This window comes from Nocardioides psychrotolerans, from assembly GCF_900113685.1.
GTDB lineage: Bacteria > Actinomycetota > Actinomycetes > Propionibacteriales > Nocardioidaceae > Nocardioides > Nocardioides psychrotolerans.
This window is the reverse complement of sequence record NZ_FOQG01000002.1, coordinates 35,329-48,796: the sequence shown is the minus strand read 5'-3', so window position 1 is coordinate 48,796 and position 13,468 is coordinate 35,329. Positions and strand designations below refer to the sequence as shown.

Here is a 13,468-nt window from a genome sequence, read left to right as displayed (position 1 = left end):
GGGCTCAGTGACCCACGATGTCGCGCAGCACCTGCGGGTAGTTGGTGATGATCCCGTCGACGCCCCAGCGTGCGGCGCGACGCATGTCCTGGCCGGTGTTGACGGTCCAGACGTGGATCTCCATGCCTGCCTGGTGGACCTGGTCGATCGTGGCCTGCTCGGAGACGCCGAGTGCGGGGTTCACCTGCTCGGCCCACGTGGCGGCCTCGGTCACCTGCGCGGAGGTGGGACGGGTGCCGAAGAGCAGACCCACGGGCACGTCGGGCGCGAGGTCCTTGTAGCCGTGGAGCCACTCGTGGTCGAACGACTGGACCACGACGTCGTCGCGCATTAGCGCTGAGCGGAAGGCCGGCATGGAGCGCAGCTCCTTGTCGAGCTCGATGTCGATCCCGGGGTAGAGCGCCGGCGCCTTCGGCTCGAGCAGCATGCCCGCACGACCACCGATCGCCTCCACCCACTCGCGCAGGGTCGGCACCCGCTCACCCGCGAAGGCCGGGTCGAACCATGAGCCCGCGTCGAGCTGCTTGATCTCGGCCAGCGTGAAGTCACCGACGTTCCACGGCGCGCGGCCGGGGAAGACCTGCTCGACGTCGGTCGTTCGGGTCAGCGTCGTGTCGTGCACGATCACCAGCTCGCCGTCGGCCGTGCGCTGGATGTCGTTCTCCACGACGTCGGCACGCTGGCGCAGCGCGAGGCGTACGGCGGCCAACGTGTTCTCCGGCGCGGCACCCGAGGACCCGCGGTGGGCGACGACATCCACGTCGCTGATCGTGGACGTCGGCCGGGCCGGGGCTGCGGTGGCCGGCTGGACGAGGAGCCCCGTGCCGGTGAGGGCCAGGACGGGGACGATCGCGGCCATCAGGCGGGCGCGCGGAGCTAGGACGGACATGGAGTTCTCCCGAGAGTGGTGTCGTCGTCCGGGCCTGGTGGAGCCGGACGACCCGACCGTGCCGGGTCCAGGTCAACGCCCGCTCAACACTGGCTCAACACGCCCTCAACGGCGGGTGACGCGGAAGGTCATCCAGGTGGAACGAAGTCCGAGCACCGAGCGCAGCGTGTCGCCCGAGACCACGACGTTGCCCGCCGAGCCGGTGATGGTGATGGCCGCGATCCGGCCACCCCATTCCCCGTTGCCGTCGCGACGGGTGACCTTCAGCCCCGTCAGGTCGCCGAGCGTCGGCCACGCGCGCTCGAACGCCGTGTCGGCGATGCGCATCGACCAGGTGTGGACCGGGTTGCCGGCCCACCCGTCGTAGGGGTCCTCGACGGCGGCGAGGTAGGGCACGGAGCCGGCAGAGGTGAAGCCGCCGCTGCTCGAGGCGAACTGCGTGAAGGCCGGCGCGCCGTCGTAGGTCAGGATCACGCCGGCGGTGGCGCGCACGGCCGCGTTGGACGCCGGGTGCTCGGCCGCGACCCCGCCGTAGACCTGGCAGGAGGTCGTGTCGCAGAGCTCGTAGTGGGCGGCCTTCGGGTGCAGCCGCTCGTACGACGCGTAGGTGCGGGCCGCGACGGCCTGGGCGCGCACGGCCTCCGGGCTCCACGACGCCGGGATCTCCAGCGGGACGACCCCCTGGATGTAGGAGTCCATCAGGAGGTCGTTGACCGTGTCACGGGCGCTCGAGCCGGCGCTCGGGGCGCCCGCTCGTAGGCGACCGCGGTAGGGCCGCTCGCCGCTCGGCGTGACGAGCGTGATCGGGTCGCCGCCGGCGTAGAACTCGCCCTGGCCGCGCAGGTCGCGCCAGCGCCGCCAGTGGTCGGTCTTGAAGGACACCCGGTCGAGCCCGTTGGGAGCGACCGCGATCCGCCAGCGGCCGGCGCCGTTGTCGGGCAGCACCACCGGCGCTCCCCCGGCGGTGTCGCGCACGGTCAGGCCCGGCCTCGCGAGGACCTCGAGGTCGTCGGTCGTGTCGGCGCTGACCAGGACGGTGACGCGGCCCTTGGCCGTGCCGCGCGCCGTGCCGGGGTAGTAGAAGTCGAGGATCCGGCCGTGCTCGAGCCCCTGCCGGGCCGCCCCCTCGGCGCCGTACTGGCTCATGCCGTGGCCGTGGCCGTAGCCGTGCCCGGTGATGGTCACCCAGGCCGCCGAGGGGACCGTCCAGGTGTCGGCCGGGCGGGCCTGCGCCGGGCCGGTCGGCAGCAGCCCGGCGAGCATTCCGACCAGCAGTGCCGTGAGCGCGCCGGTCAGCGTGTGGGTGGCGCGACGACGCATGGGCGGGCTCCAGCAGGGTGACGGATGTGACGGGAGGACACCTGTGTGCACAGGTGTGACTGCCCATCGCACCACGCGTCCCAGGCAACCGCCACCGGTCCGGGATAACTACAGATCTGTAGTTAGGGAAGGCCCTCAGGAGACGCGGATGGTGAACCAGGTGGAGTAGAGGCCCAGCAGGAATCGGAAGTCATCGCCCGTGACGTCGACGCTGCCGTCCGTGCCGGTCAGCGTCACGGTGCCGACCCGGCCGCCCCACGCGCCGTGGCCGTCGCGGTCGCTGGTCTCGATCGAGGTGAGGTCGCCGATCTCCGGCCACTGCGCCTCGATGCGCGCGTCGCTCGTCGGCACCGTCCAGTCGTGGAAGTCGTTGCCGGGGAAGGCGTCGTACTTGTCCACCTTGGCGGGCAGGTAGGAGAACGCGCCGGCCGACGTCCAGCCGCCGCTGCTGGCGTTGAACTGCGCGAAGATCGCCTTGCCCGCCTTGGTCTGCACCTGGCCGCGGGTCGCGTCGACGGCCGCGCTGGTCGAGGCCACCTCGTCGGTGAAGCCGCCATAGACCTGGCAGGCGTCGGTGTCGCACAGGTCGTAGTGCCCGCGGTTCGTCGTCGCGCGGTCGAAGGCGGCGTAGGTGCGTGCGGCGACGGCCTGGGCACGCAGCGCCTGGGGGTGCCAGTACGACGGCACCTCGCGCGCCACGACCCCCTTGAGATAGGCGTCGAGGCCGACGACGTTGACGGTGTCGCGGTCCAGGCTGGTCCCGCTGCGGGGCGAGGCCGAACGTAGGGCACCCCGGTAGGCGTGGCTGCCGCCGGGGACGAACAGCCGCAGCGGTCGCCCGCCCGCGGAGAGCTCGGCGTCGCCCTTGACCACGGTGAGACGGCGCCAGGAGCCGGTCTTGAAGTCGATCGCGCTGCGCTTCCCGGCCAGCGGCGTGATGCGCCACAGCCGTGCCTTCGGTCGCGCCTTCGCCAGGTCGAGCGACCGACCGCCCGCGACGGAGCGGGCGGTGAGGCCGGGGCGGGCCGCGACGACGAGGTCACGCGACGTGTCGGCCGTGAGCAGCACCTTGATCGCCCCTCCGGCCTTCCCCGACGATGTGCCCGGGTAGTAGTAGCGCAGGATCTGGCGGTAGCCCAGCCCCTTCGTCGCCGCACGCTGCGCGCCGTACTGGGAGAGGCCGTGACCATGCCCGTTGCCGTGCCCCACGACCGTGATCGAGGCGCTGCCCGGCACCTGCCAGGTCGTGGCCGCGGCCGGTGCTCCCGGTGCGAGGGTGGCTGCGGCGGCGAGCGCGGTCGCGAGCAGGGAGAGGCGGACCCGAGAGGACGTCATGCTCAGCACCCTACGGAACGGCCGCCTGTGGCAGCATCCACGCATGGGTGCTCTCGGGTGGTTCAGGCAGCGCAGGCAGGACAGGCTCTTCCAGCTCGAGCTCGCCCGCGTGCAGCGCCGGCTCGTCGACGAGGACGTCACGCTCTTCGGGGAGCAGCTCAGCGACCTGCACGTCGAGACGATGACGACCGAGCTCGACGAGGACATGCGCGTCGACTACCAGAAGGCGCTCGACCTCTACGAGCAGGCGAAGCAGCGCTTCCACCGCGAGGCGACCGAGGCCACCGAGGCGACCGGGGCCGAGCTGGTCGCCGTCGGCAGCCTGTTGGAGGAGGGCCGCTTCCGCCGGGCGTGCGTGCTCGCCCGCCGCGACGGGAGCGAGCTGCCCGCGCGGCTGCCCCCCTGCTTCTTCAACCCCCAGCACGGGCCGTCGGTCTCCGAGCTGGGGTGGGCTCCCCCGGGCGGGGTCGAGCGCGCGGTGCCCGTGTGCCGGCGTGACCTCAACCGGATGCGCGACAACCTGATGCCCGACCTGCGGGTCGTGCGGATCGGCGGCCACTACGTCCCTTGGTACGCCGCCGGCAGCGCCTACGAGGCGCTCGAGGGCAGCGTCGACTCCCACGCGGTCACGGAGGGCAAGCGCTCGGCGCAGGCGAGCTATGCGCTCTACGTCGGTCCCGACCACAACGGGGTCACCGGCGGCGGCATGTTCGACAACTTCTGATGAGCGCCACGATCGTGAACGACCTCGCCCACCCGTGGCGCCTGCGGCGACCATCGTCGAGTCGGCGCAATGTTGGAGCCGGTCGTGCGACATCGCGCCGACTCGGCAATGCGCCTCAGACCCGGTGCAGCCGGCGGGCAGCCTCGGCGATCGAGCCGGACATCGACGGGTAGACCGTGAACGCCTGGGCGAGCTGGTCGGCGGTGAGAGACTCGGCGACCGCGATGGAGACCGGGTGGATCAGCTCGGAGGCGCGGGGCCCGACGACGACCCCGCCGACGACGATGCCGGTGCCGGGGCGGCAGAGCAGCTTGACGAAGCCGTCGTGCACGCCCTGCATCTTGGCGCGGGGGTTGCCCGAGAGGGGCAGCATGACGACCTCGGCGTTGATCTCGCCGGCGTCGACGGCTTTCTGGGTCCAGCCGACCGTCGCGATCTCGGGGGCGGTGAAGACGTTGGACGAGACCTTCTTGAGGTCGAGCGGGTGGACGGTGTCGCCGAGGAAGTGCCACATCGCGATGCGGCCCTGCATGGCCGCGACGGAGGCGAGCATGAGCACGCCGGTGCAGTCGCCGGCGGCGTAGACGCCGCGGGCCGACGTGCGCGAGACGCGGTCGACGTTGACGAAACCGCCGTCCTTGAGGATGACGCCGGCCTCCTCGAGGCCTATGTCGACGGTGTTCGGGATCGAGCCCAGGGCCAGGATGCAGTGGGATCCCTGGATGCTGCGGCCGTCGGTGAGCGTGACGGTGACGACGTCGCCGGCGCGGGTCACCGACTCCATGCGCGACTCCGACAAGAGCTTCATCCCACGACGCTTCGAGACCTCCTCGAGCACGAGGGAGGCGTCGGCGTCCTCGCCGGGCAGGACGCGGTCTCGTGAGGAGACCAGGGTGACCGGGATGCCGAGGGCGAGATAGGCGCTGGCGAACTCCGCACCGGTCACGCCGGAGCCCACGACGATGAGCTCGGTGGGGACCTCGGTCAGGTCGTAGACCTGTTCCCAGGTCAGGATCCGCTCGCCGTCGGGCTGTGCCGTCGGCAGGGTGCGGGGCGCAGCACCGGTCGCCACCAAGATGGCGTCGGCGTCGAGGCTCAGGTCGCCGACGACGACGCGGCCCGGACCATCCAGACGGCCGTAGCCCTGGACGACCTCGACGTTCTCCTTGGCCAGACGACGCGCGATGTCGGCCGACTGGTCGGCCGCGAGCTTCTTGACCCGGTCGTTGACCCGGGCCAGGTCGACCGAGATGGTCGTGGCCGCGTCGCCCTGGTGGTCGTGGAAGTTGACTCCGAGCTCCGCCGCGCCCGACACATCGGTCATGAGCTCGGCCGTGGCGATCAGGGTCTTGCTGGGCACGCAGTCGGTGAGGACCGCCGATCCCCCCAGGCCGTCGGTGTCGACGACCGTGACCTCGGCGCCCAGCTGGGCGGCGACCAGCGCGGACTCGTAGCCGCCGGGGCCACCGCCGATGATGACTACCTTGTTGGACTCCGGTCCGCCGCTCATCTTGAGGTTCCTCTCGACGTCATTGGGTCACGGCTCTCACGGGGTCCCGACACGTCGGAGACGCGGCTTCGTCCCTCAGTAATTGATCATGTGGCCGGCGATGCCGTGGATGGCTTCCTTCACCGACTCACCGAGCGTCGGGTGGGCGAAGACGTTGCGGGCGACCTCGTCGGCCGTCAGGTCCCAGGTCTGGGCCAGGGTCAGCACCGGCAGCAGCTCGGTCACGTCGGGCCCGATGAGGTGGCCACCGATGATCTCGTTGTGCTCGGCATCGGCGACGATCTTGACGAAGCCGACCGTGTCGCCGAGGCCCTGGGCCTTGCCGTTCGCCGAGAACGGGAACGTCGAGGTCTTGACGTCGTAGCCCTTGTCCTTGGCCTGCGCCTCGGAGTAGCCGAAGGAGGCGATCTGCGGCTGGCAGTAGGTGGCGCGCGGGATCATGTCGAAGTTGATCTCCTGCGTCTCCGCCCCCGCGATCGTCTCGGCGGCGACGATGCCCATGGCCTCGGCCACGTGGGCCAGCATCATCTTGCCGGTGACGTCACCGATGGCCCAGACGCCGTCGACACCGGTGCGGCCGCGGGCGTCGATCTTGATCGCGCCGCGCTCGGTCAACTCGACGCCGGTCGCCTCGAGGCCGTAGCCCTCGACGCGCGGAGCGAAGCCGAAGGCCGCGAGCATCTTGTCGGCCTCGAGGACCTGCTGGTCGCCGCCGTCGGCCGGGCTGACCGTCACCTTGACGCCACTGCCGGTGTCCTCGACCTGGTCGACCTTGGTCGAGAGCAGGACCTTCACGCCGAGCTTCTTGTACTGCTTGGCGAGCTCCTTGGACACGTCGGCGTCCTCGGTCGGGACCATCCGGTCGAGGAACTCCACGATCGTCACGTCGACGCCGAAGTTCTTCATCACGTAGGCGAACTCGACGCCGATCGCGCCGGAGCCGCCGATGATGATCGAGCCCGGGAGCGACTCGTCGAGGATCTGCTCCTCGTAGGTCACGACGTTCTCGGAGACCTTCATGCCCGGCAGCATCCGCACGGTGGCGCCGGTGGCGATGATCAGGTCGTCGCAGGTGTAGGAGGTGACGTCGCCGTCCTCCCCGCTCTTCGAGGGAGCCTTGACGTCGATCGCCTTCGGACCGGTGAGGGTGCCCCACCCGTCGATCTCGGTGATCTTGTTCTTCTTCATCAGGAAGTGGACGCCCTTGACGATGCCCGCGCTGACCTGGCGCGAGCGCTTGTGCGTCGGGCCGTAGGACATCGTGGCGTCGCCCTCGATGCCGAACTTGGCCTTCTCGTGGGTGAGCAGGTGCGACAGCTCAGCGTTCTTGAGCAGCGCCTTGGAGGGGATGCAGCCGACGTTGAGGCACACTCCGCCCCAGTACTTCTCCTCGACCACAGCGACAGACTTGCCGAGCTGGGCTGCGCGGATGGCGGCGACGTAACCACCAGGGCCGGCACCGAGGACGAGGACATCGAAGTGGGTCACGAAACCAACCCTAGGCCCTGTGACGTTAACCTTCAGCCGTGACCCTGTACGCCGCCTACGGGACGAACCTCGACCCTGCCCGCATGGGAGAGCGCTGCCCGCACTCCCCTCTGCAGACGACCGGCTGGCTCGAGGGCTGGCGACTCACCTTCGGCGGTGAGGAGCACGGGTGGGACGGGTCGCTGTCGACGATCGTCCAGGATCCGTTCGAGCAGGTCTTCGTCGCCGTCTACGACATCACCGAGACCGACGAGTCGCAGCTCGACGGGTGGGAGGCCGCGGACTCCGGGCTCTACCGCAAGACCAAGGTGCGGGTCTCGACGATGAACGGCGAGGTCGTGGTGTGGACCTATGTCCTCGACGCCTACGAGGGCGGGCTGCCCTCGGCGTCCTACCTGGGGGTCCTCTCCGACGCCGCGGAGGCGGCCGGGGCCCCTCATGACTACGTCATGGCGCTCCGGCGCCGCGACTGCCGGTCGACGGGTCTCTGAACCGGTCTGCACCTAGAGTGCTGCCCGTGATCCCCACCACCCACGACAGCCTCGACCACTCGCCGTACGACCTGGCGGGCGAGGCCGCAGCCCGGCTCGCCGAGCTCACCGGCGTCGAGCGCCACGACGTCGCGCTCGTGCTCGGCTCGGGTTGGTTGCCCGCCGTCGACGCGCTCGGTGAGGCCACGGCCGAGATCGACACGACCGACCTGCCGGGCTTCTCCGCGGCTGCCGTCGCCGGCCACTCGGGCAAGATCCGCTCGATCCGCGCCGGCGAGCGCAACCTGCTGGTCTTCCTCAGCCGCACCCACTACTACGAGGGCAAGGGCGTCGCCGCCGTCGTGCACGGCGTGCGGACGGCGGCTGCGGCAGGTTGCTCCACCATCGTGCTGACCAACGGCTGCGGCGGTCTCAAGGAGACCTGGTCCCCCGGCACCCCCGTTCTGATCAGCGACCACGTCAACCTCACGGGCCGCTCCCCGATCGTCGGCGCCACCTTCGTGGACCTGACCGACCTCTACTCCTCGCGCCTGCGCGCGCGGTGCCGCGAGGTGGACCCCACGCTCGAGGAGGGCGTCTATGTCCAGTTCCCCGGCCCGCACTACGAGACCCCTGCCGAGATCGCCATGGTCCGCGCGATCGGTGGCGACCTGGTCGGCATGAGCACCACCCTCGAGGCGATCGCCGCCCGCGAGGCCGGCATGGAGGTGCTCGGCATCAGTCTGGTCACCAACCTGGCGGCCGGCATCACCGGCGAGCCCCTCAACCACGAGGAGGTCCTCGCCGCCGGCAGGGCCGCAGCCTCACGCATGGGTGAGCTGCTGGGCAGGATCGTCCCCACGATCTGATGGCGGCACCCACCGGAGGCGAGGAGACCCGTCGACGCCTGGTCGACTCGGGGCTCCGCGAGTTCGCCGAGCGAGGCGTCCACGCTGCGTCGCTGCTCGACATCGGACGACGGTCGGGGCAACGCAACCGCGGCGCCGTGCACTACCACTTCGGCTCCCGCGAGGGGCTGCTCGTCGCGATCATCGAGGAGCAGGTGGCCTTGATCGCCGACCGGGAGCGCGAGCTGCTCGCGGCGGCCCGCACCCGGGCGGACGACGACCTGCCCTCGGTCGTCGAGGCGTTTGCGCGGCCGGCGGTGGAGCTGGCCGACCAGGGCTGGCGGGGCAGCTGCTACCTCGTCATCCTGTGCGAGCTCGTCGAGGATCAGCCGCTCGCGGCTCACCCCGACGTCGTCGAGGCGCTCGAACGGGCCGGGGGCTACGAGGCCTACCAGCTCCTGGAGCAGCGGATGCCCCCGATGCCCGACCAGGTCCGCGCCGAGCGGATGTCACTCACCACCTCGTTCATCCTGCGGGCCAGCGCCGACCGGGCCCGGGCCGCGGAGCGCACCCCGCCGACCCGCTCGCTCCTGGCCACCGAGGAGTTCATCGCCAACCTGGTAGCGATGGCGACCGCGATGCTGGCCGCACCCGGCACCTGAGCGCCGTGCAGCGGTGGTGGACGAGGTGCAGGTAGCGTTCCGCCTCGACCAGGACCTCCTCCCCGAGCTAGGACGCCACCTCGATGCACACCGCCGTTGCACGCCCGTCACGCCCGTCACGCCCGTCGCGCCCATGAGGGTCTTGGTCACCGGCGCGGCCGGGTCGATCGGGCAGGTCCTCACCGTCGGCCTCGTCGACCGCGGCCACGACGTGGTCGGGCTCGATCGGGTGCCGCAGCCCGAGGGCGGGGTCCTCTCCTGGCACGTGGCCGACTGTGCTGACCCCGACGCGGTCCTGGCGGTCCTCGACGAGGAGTCCGTTGACGCGGTCGTCCACCTCGCCGGGCACCCCGGGGAGGCTTCGCTGCCCGACTCGCTGACCTCCCACGTGGTCACCACCGCCGCGTTGCTCGACGCCTGCGTCGCCCACGACGTCAGCCGCTTCGTCTACGCCGGCTCCAACCACGCCGTGGGTCGCACGCCGCGCGCCGAGGCACCGACCGTCGGGGTCGACGTACGACCGCGACCGGACACGTTCTACGGCGTGGGGAAGGTGGCCGCAGAGGCGGTCATGTCGCTCTACGCCGACCGCTACGGCATCGACGTGCTGTCGTGCCGGATCGGTTCCTTCCTGCCGCTGCCCGAGACCGTGCGCAACCTCGCGACCTGGCTCTCCCACGACGACTGCGTCCGGATGGTCGAGGCCTGCCTGACGACGCCGGCGCCCGGCTACGCGGTGCTCTACGGCATCTCCGCCAACACCCGAGGCTGGTGGGACCTCGAGCCGGGCCGGGCCCTGGGCTACGAGCCGCTCGACGACGCCGAGGAGTTCGCTGCCGACATCGTGGCGCGGGCCGAGGACGAGGCTGAGGGCGCCGTCGTGGGTGGGCCGTTCGCCGGCGAGGCGTTCTACCGGCCGGCGCTGGACCGGTCCACCACCTGAGCCCTCGCCCTGGAGCGAGCTCCAGGGCGTTGAGTGGTGGCATGAGCATCCAACGACGCACCCTCGGCACCATCTCCCACGACGGCTCCCCCCTCGAGGTCTCCGCCCTCGGCCTCGGCTGCATGGGGATGTCGGAGTTCTACGGCACCGGCGACGAGGCGACCGGCATCGCGACCATCCACCGCGCCCTCGACCTCGGCGTGACCTTCCTCGACACCGCCGACATGTATGGCCCCTTCACCAACGAGCGCCTGGTCGGCAAGGCCATCGCGGACCGCCGCGACGAGGTCCAGCTGGCCACCAAGTTCGGCAACGAGCGCGCCGAGGACGGCGCCCGGCTGGGCATCAACGGCCGGCCCGACTACGTCCGCTCCGCGTGCGATGCCTCGCTCCAGCGGCTCGGTGTCGACCACATCGACCTCTACTACCAGCACCGCGTCGACCAGAGCGTCCCCATCGAGGAGACGGTCGGAGCGATGAAGCAGCTCGTCGAGGCCGGCAAGGTCCGCCACCTCGGGCTCTCGGAGGCCTCGGTCGACACGATCCGCCGCGCCCACGCGACCCACCCGATCACGGCCCTGCAGACCGAGTGGTCGCTGTTCACCCGCGACCTGGAGGACCAGATCCTCCCGACCGTGCGCGAGCTCGGCATCGGCCTGGTGCCCTACTCCCCGCTGGGTCGTGGACTGCTGACGGGTGCCATCACCTCCGAGCAGGCGCTCGAGGACGGCGACTCGCGTCGCACGGCCTACTTCCCGCGCTTCCAGGGCGAGGCGTTGGAGGCCAACCTGGTGCTCGTGGCGCGCATCCGCGAGCTCGCCGGGACCTTGGGCTGCACGCCCGGCCAGCTCGCGCTGGCCTGGGTCCTGGCGCAGGGCGACGACGTGGTGCCGATCCCCGGCACCAAGCGCGTGGCCTACCTCGAGGAGAACGTCGGCGCCGCCGCCGTGACGCTCAGCATCGAGGACCTTGCCGCGCTCGATGCCGCGGTCCCGCGCGACGCGGTCGCCGGCGCCCGCTACGGCGACATGAGCTCGATCGACGCCTGAGGGCTCAGGTCGAGTCGCACCACCAGTGACTCGACCGCCCTCGCCGCGGCCCGTCGTACGGCGGGAGCGGGGTCGGTGAGGGCGTCCCTCACCACCTCCACGTGCTCGGTGTCACCCACGGCACCGAGCGCCCGCAGTGCCTGGACGCGCACACGGGGCAGGTCGTGCGCGGCCAGCGCAGCCGCAGCCTCGGCGGCACCGGCCACCTCGTGGCGGGCCGTCACCTTCAGGCACATCTCGGTCGGGCGCCAGTGCTCGTCGACGAGGCCGGCGACGACGGCGGACGAGGCCGTGTCGGCCCACACGTGCAGGAGCCCCCGCGCGCCCCAGGTCCGCACCCAGTAGTCGTCCCACGACATCGGGTCCGTGACCGGCGACCCCGGCGCCCAGTCGTGGCCGGTCAGGTAGGGCAGGGCATCGAGGTGCTCGCTGCGGTCCGCGCCGCCGAGCAGGTCGACGCACAACCCCACGAACGTGGTCGCGCCCAGGTGCCGCGCCAACTCCCGCACCAGGTCGGGCACCGACGCCGACAGGTCCAACGGGGGCGGCAGCCGGGTCATGAGCCCACGCTACGGTGCGGGGATGACCTCCGACCTCTCCATGCTCCTCGACCGCGCCCGTGCCTGGGCGTCCGAGGACCCCGACGACGTGACCCGTGCCGAGCTCGAGCAGGTCGTCGCCGCCGTCGAGGCCGGAGGCGACCCGGTCGACCTGGCCGACCGCTTCAACGGCACTCTCGAGTTCGGCACCGCCGGACTGCGTGGCGCGCTGGGTGCCGGCTCCAATCGGATGAACCGGGTCGTGGTGCTGCGCGCGGCGGCCGGCCTGGCTGCCTACCTGCGCGAGCAGGGCACCGTGGGGCCCGTCGTGATCGGCTACGACGCCCGGCACAACTCCGACGTCTTCGCCAGCGACACCGCCGAGGTCATGACCGGCGCCGGCATGACCGCCTGGCTGATGCCCCGGCCGCTGCCCACGCCGCTGCTGGCCTTCGCGATCCGTGAGCTCGGCTGCGTCGCCGGGATCATGGTCACCGCCAGCCACAACCCGCCCGAGGACAACGGCTACAAGGTCTACCTCGGCGACGGCAGCCAGATCGTGCCGCCGGCCGACACCGGCATCGCCGACCAGATCGCGGCTGTGGGTCCTGTGGCCGACATCGTGCGGGGCAAGGCCGGCACCGTCCTCACCGAGGAGATCATCAACCGCTACCTCGACACCGTCGCCGACCTCGCCGTCGACGGGCCGCGTGACCTCACGCTGGTCTACACGCCCTTGCACGGCGTCGGTGGCACCTCGGTCGTGCAAGTGCTCGAGGCCGCCGGCTTCGACGCACCCCGGGTGGTCGAGCAGCAGGAGCAGCCCGACGCGGACTTCCCGACCGTCGCCTTCCCCAACCCCGAGGAGCCGGGCGCGATGGACCTGGCGCTGGAGCTCGCGGCCCGCCACGACGTCGACCTGGTCGTCGCCAACGATCCCGACGCCGACCGGTGCGCGGCCGCCGTCAAGGGCCTGCACGGCTGGCGGATGCTGCGTGGCGACGAGGTGGGCGCGCTGCTGGCCCACCACCTGCTCCGCACGGGCAAGCAGGGCACCTACGCCACCTCGATCGTCTCCTCCTCCCTGCTCGGCAAGATGGCGGCCGCCCACGGCCAGCCCTACGCCGAGACGCTGACCGGCTTCAAGTGGATCGGCCGCGTGCCCGGTCTGGCGTTCGGCTACGAGGAGGCGCTGGGCTACTGCGTCGACCCCGAGCACGTCGCCGACAAGGACGGCGTCTCGGCCCTGCTCCTGCTGTGCGAGATCGCGGCGCAGGCCAAGGCGGAGGGCCGCACCCTGCCCGATCTCCTCGACGACATCGCCCTCGAGTTCGGCCTGCACGCGACCGACCAGGTCTCCGCGCGGGTCGAGGACGTGGCCCAGATCGGTGCGGCGATGTCGCGGCTGCGCACCGTGCCGCCGACCGAGATCGGCGGCCTGGCCGTCGAGCGCATCGACGACCTGGCGCTGGGCTCGGCGGACCTGCCCCCGACCGAGGGCCTGCGCTACCACCTCGCCGACGGCGGGCGGGTCATCGTGCGCCCGAGCGGCACCGAGCCCAAGATCAAGTGCTACCTGGAGGTGGTCGTGCCCGTGGACCCCGCCGACGGGGTCGAGGCAGCCCGGATCGCCGCTGCTGGTCGGCTCGACGCCATCGGTGCGGGGATCAAGACGGCTGCGGGGATCTGAC

At 71.5% G+C, this 13,468-nt stretch carries 13 protein-coding genes; 7 read left to right on the top strand and 6 right to left on the bottom strand.

Going from position 1 to position 13,468, the window contains the following annotated elements:
• Positions 1–4: 4 nt before the first annotated feature.
• The 3 genes from BM204_RS02410 to BM204_RS02400 all read right to left on the bottom strand — a co-directional run bounded on the left by BM204_RS02410 (position 5) and on the right by BM204_RS02400 (position 3,544).
• Complete coding sequence (locus tag BM204_RS02410; protein ID WP_218031327.1) at positions 5–889, bottom strand: glycerophosphodiester phosphodiesterase; 885 nt, start codon at positions 887–889, stop codon at positions 5–7.
• 105 nt (positions 890–994) lie between these two features.
• Positions 995–2,209 (bottom strand): SpoIID/LytB domain-containing protein, encoded by a 1,215-nt coding sequence (locus tag BM204_RS02405; RefSeq protein WP_091110130.1) that lies wholly within the window; start codon positions 2,207–2,209, stop codon positions 995–997.
• 135 nt (positions 2,210–2,344) lie between these two features.
• Positions 2,345–3,544, bottom strand: a complete 1,200-nt coding sequence (locus BM204_RS02400; protein WP_170259265.1) for a SpoIID/LytB domain-containing protein — start codon at positions 3,542–3,544, stop codon at positions 2,345–2,347.
• A 43-nt stretch (positions 3,545–3,587) separates the two neighbouring features.
• On the opposite strand from BM204_RS02400, the gene BM204_RS02395 reads away from it, so the two are divergent.
• Positions 3,588–4,268: a hypothetical protein gene (locus BM204_RS02395; protein WP_143099633.1), complete on the top strand. Its 681-nt coding sequence runs from the start codon at positions 3,588–3,590 to the stop codon at positions 4,266–4,268.
• Between the two features lie 115 nt (positions 4,269–4,383).
• Here the strand turns inward: BM204_RS02395 and BM204_RS02390 are convergent, their stop codons facing one another.
• Positions 4,384–5,778 (bottom strand): NAD(P)H-quinone dehydrogenase, encoded by a 1,395-nt coding sequence (locus tag BM204_RS02390; RefSeq protein ID WP_091110125.1) that lies wholly within the window; start codon positions 5,776–5,778, stop codon positions 4,384–4,386.
• A gap of 75 nt (positions 5,779–5,853) precedes the next feature.
• Entirely contained in the window at positions 5,854–7,266 is a 1,413-nt protein-coding gene (gene lpdA, locus BM204_RS02385) for a dihydrolipoyl dehydrogenase (protein WP_091110124.1), read from the bottom strand.
• Between the two features lie 38 nt (positions 7,267–7,304).
• On the opposite strand from lpdA, the gene BM204_RS02380 reads away from it, so the two are divergent.
• The 5 genes from BM204_RS02380 to BM204_RS02360 all read left to right on the top strand — a co-directional run bounded on the left by BM204_RS02380 (position 7,305) and on the right by BM204_RS02360 (position 11,238).
• On the top strand, positions 7,305–7,757 hold the full coding sequence (locus BM204_RS02380) for a gamma-glutamylcyclotransferase family protein (protein ID WP_091110123.1): 453 nt from the start codon (positions 7,305–7,307) through the stop codon (positions 7,755–7,757).
• A 26-nt stretch (positions 7,758–7,783) separates the two neighbouring features.
• Positions 7,784–8,605 carry a purine-nucleoside phosphorylase gene (locus tag BM204_RS02375; protein ID WP_091110666.1) on the top strand — a complete coding sequence of 274 codons (822 nt, stop codon included), beginning with the start codon at positions 7,784–7,786 and terminating at the stop codon, positions 8,603–8,605.
• The gene (locus tag BM204_RS02370; RefSeq protein ID WP_091110121.1) at positions 8,605–9,246 is read left to right on the top strand and encodes a TetR/AcrR family transcriptional regulator; all 642 of its coding nucleotides are present in this window, start codon (positions 8,605–8,607) and stop codon (positions 9,244–9,246) included. The genes BM204_RS02375 and BM204_RS02370 overlap by 1 nt, the downstream gene beginning before the upstream one ends.
• Before the next feature lie 133 nt (positions 9,247–9,379).
• A complete protein-coding gene (locus BM204_RS02365) occupies positions 9,380–10,189 on the top strand; it encodes an NAD-dependent epimerase/dehydratase family protein (protein ID WP_091110665.1) in 810 nt (269 codons plus the stop codon).
• Between the two features lie 41 nt (positions 10,190–10,230).
• Positions 10,231–11,238, top strand: a complete 1,008-nt coding sequence (locus BM204_RS02360) for an aldo/keto reductase (RefSeq protein ID WP_091110120.1) — start codon at positions 10,231–10,233, stop codon at positions 11,236–11,238.
• Here BM204_RS02360 and BM204_RS02355 read toward each other — a convergent pair.
• Complete coding sequence (locus tag BM204_RS02355) at positions 11,208–11,798, bottom strand: HEAT repeat domain-containing protein (RefSeq protein ID WP_091110119.1); 591 nt, start codon at positions 11,796–11,798, stop codon at positions 11,208–11,210. The genes BM204_RS02360 and BM204_RS02355 overlap by 31 nt on opposite strands.
• 22 nt (positions 11,799–11,820) lie before the next feature.
• On the opposite strand from BM204_RS02355, the gene BM204_RS02350 reads away from it, so the two are divergent.
• On the top strand, positions 11,821–13,467 hold the full coding sequence (locus tag BM204_RS02350; protein ID WP_091110118.1) for a phospho-sugar mutase: 1,647 nt from the start codon (positions 11,821–11,823) through the stop codon (positions 13,465–13,467).
• Position 13,468: the final 1 nt, after the last annotated feature.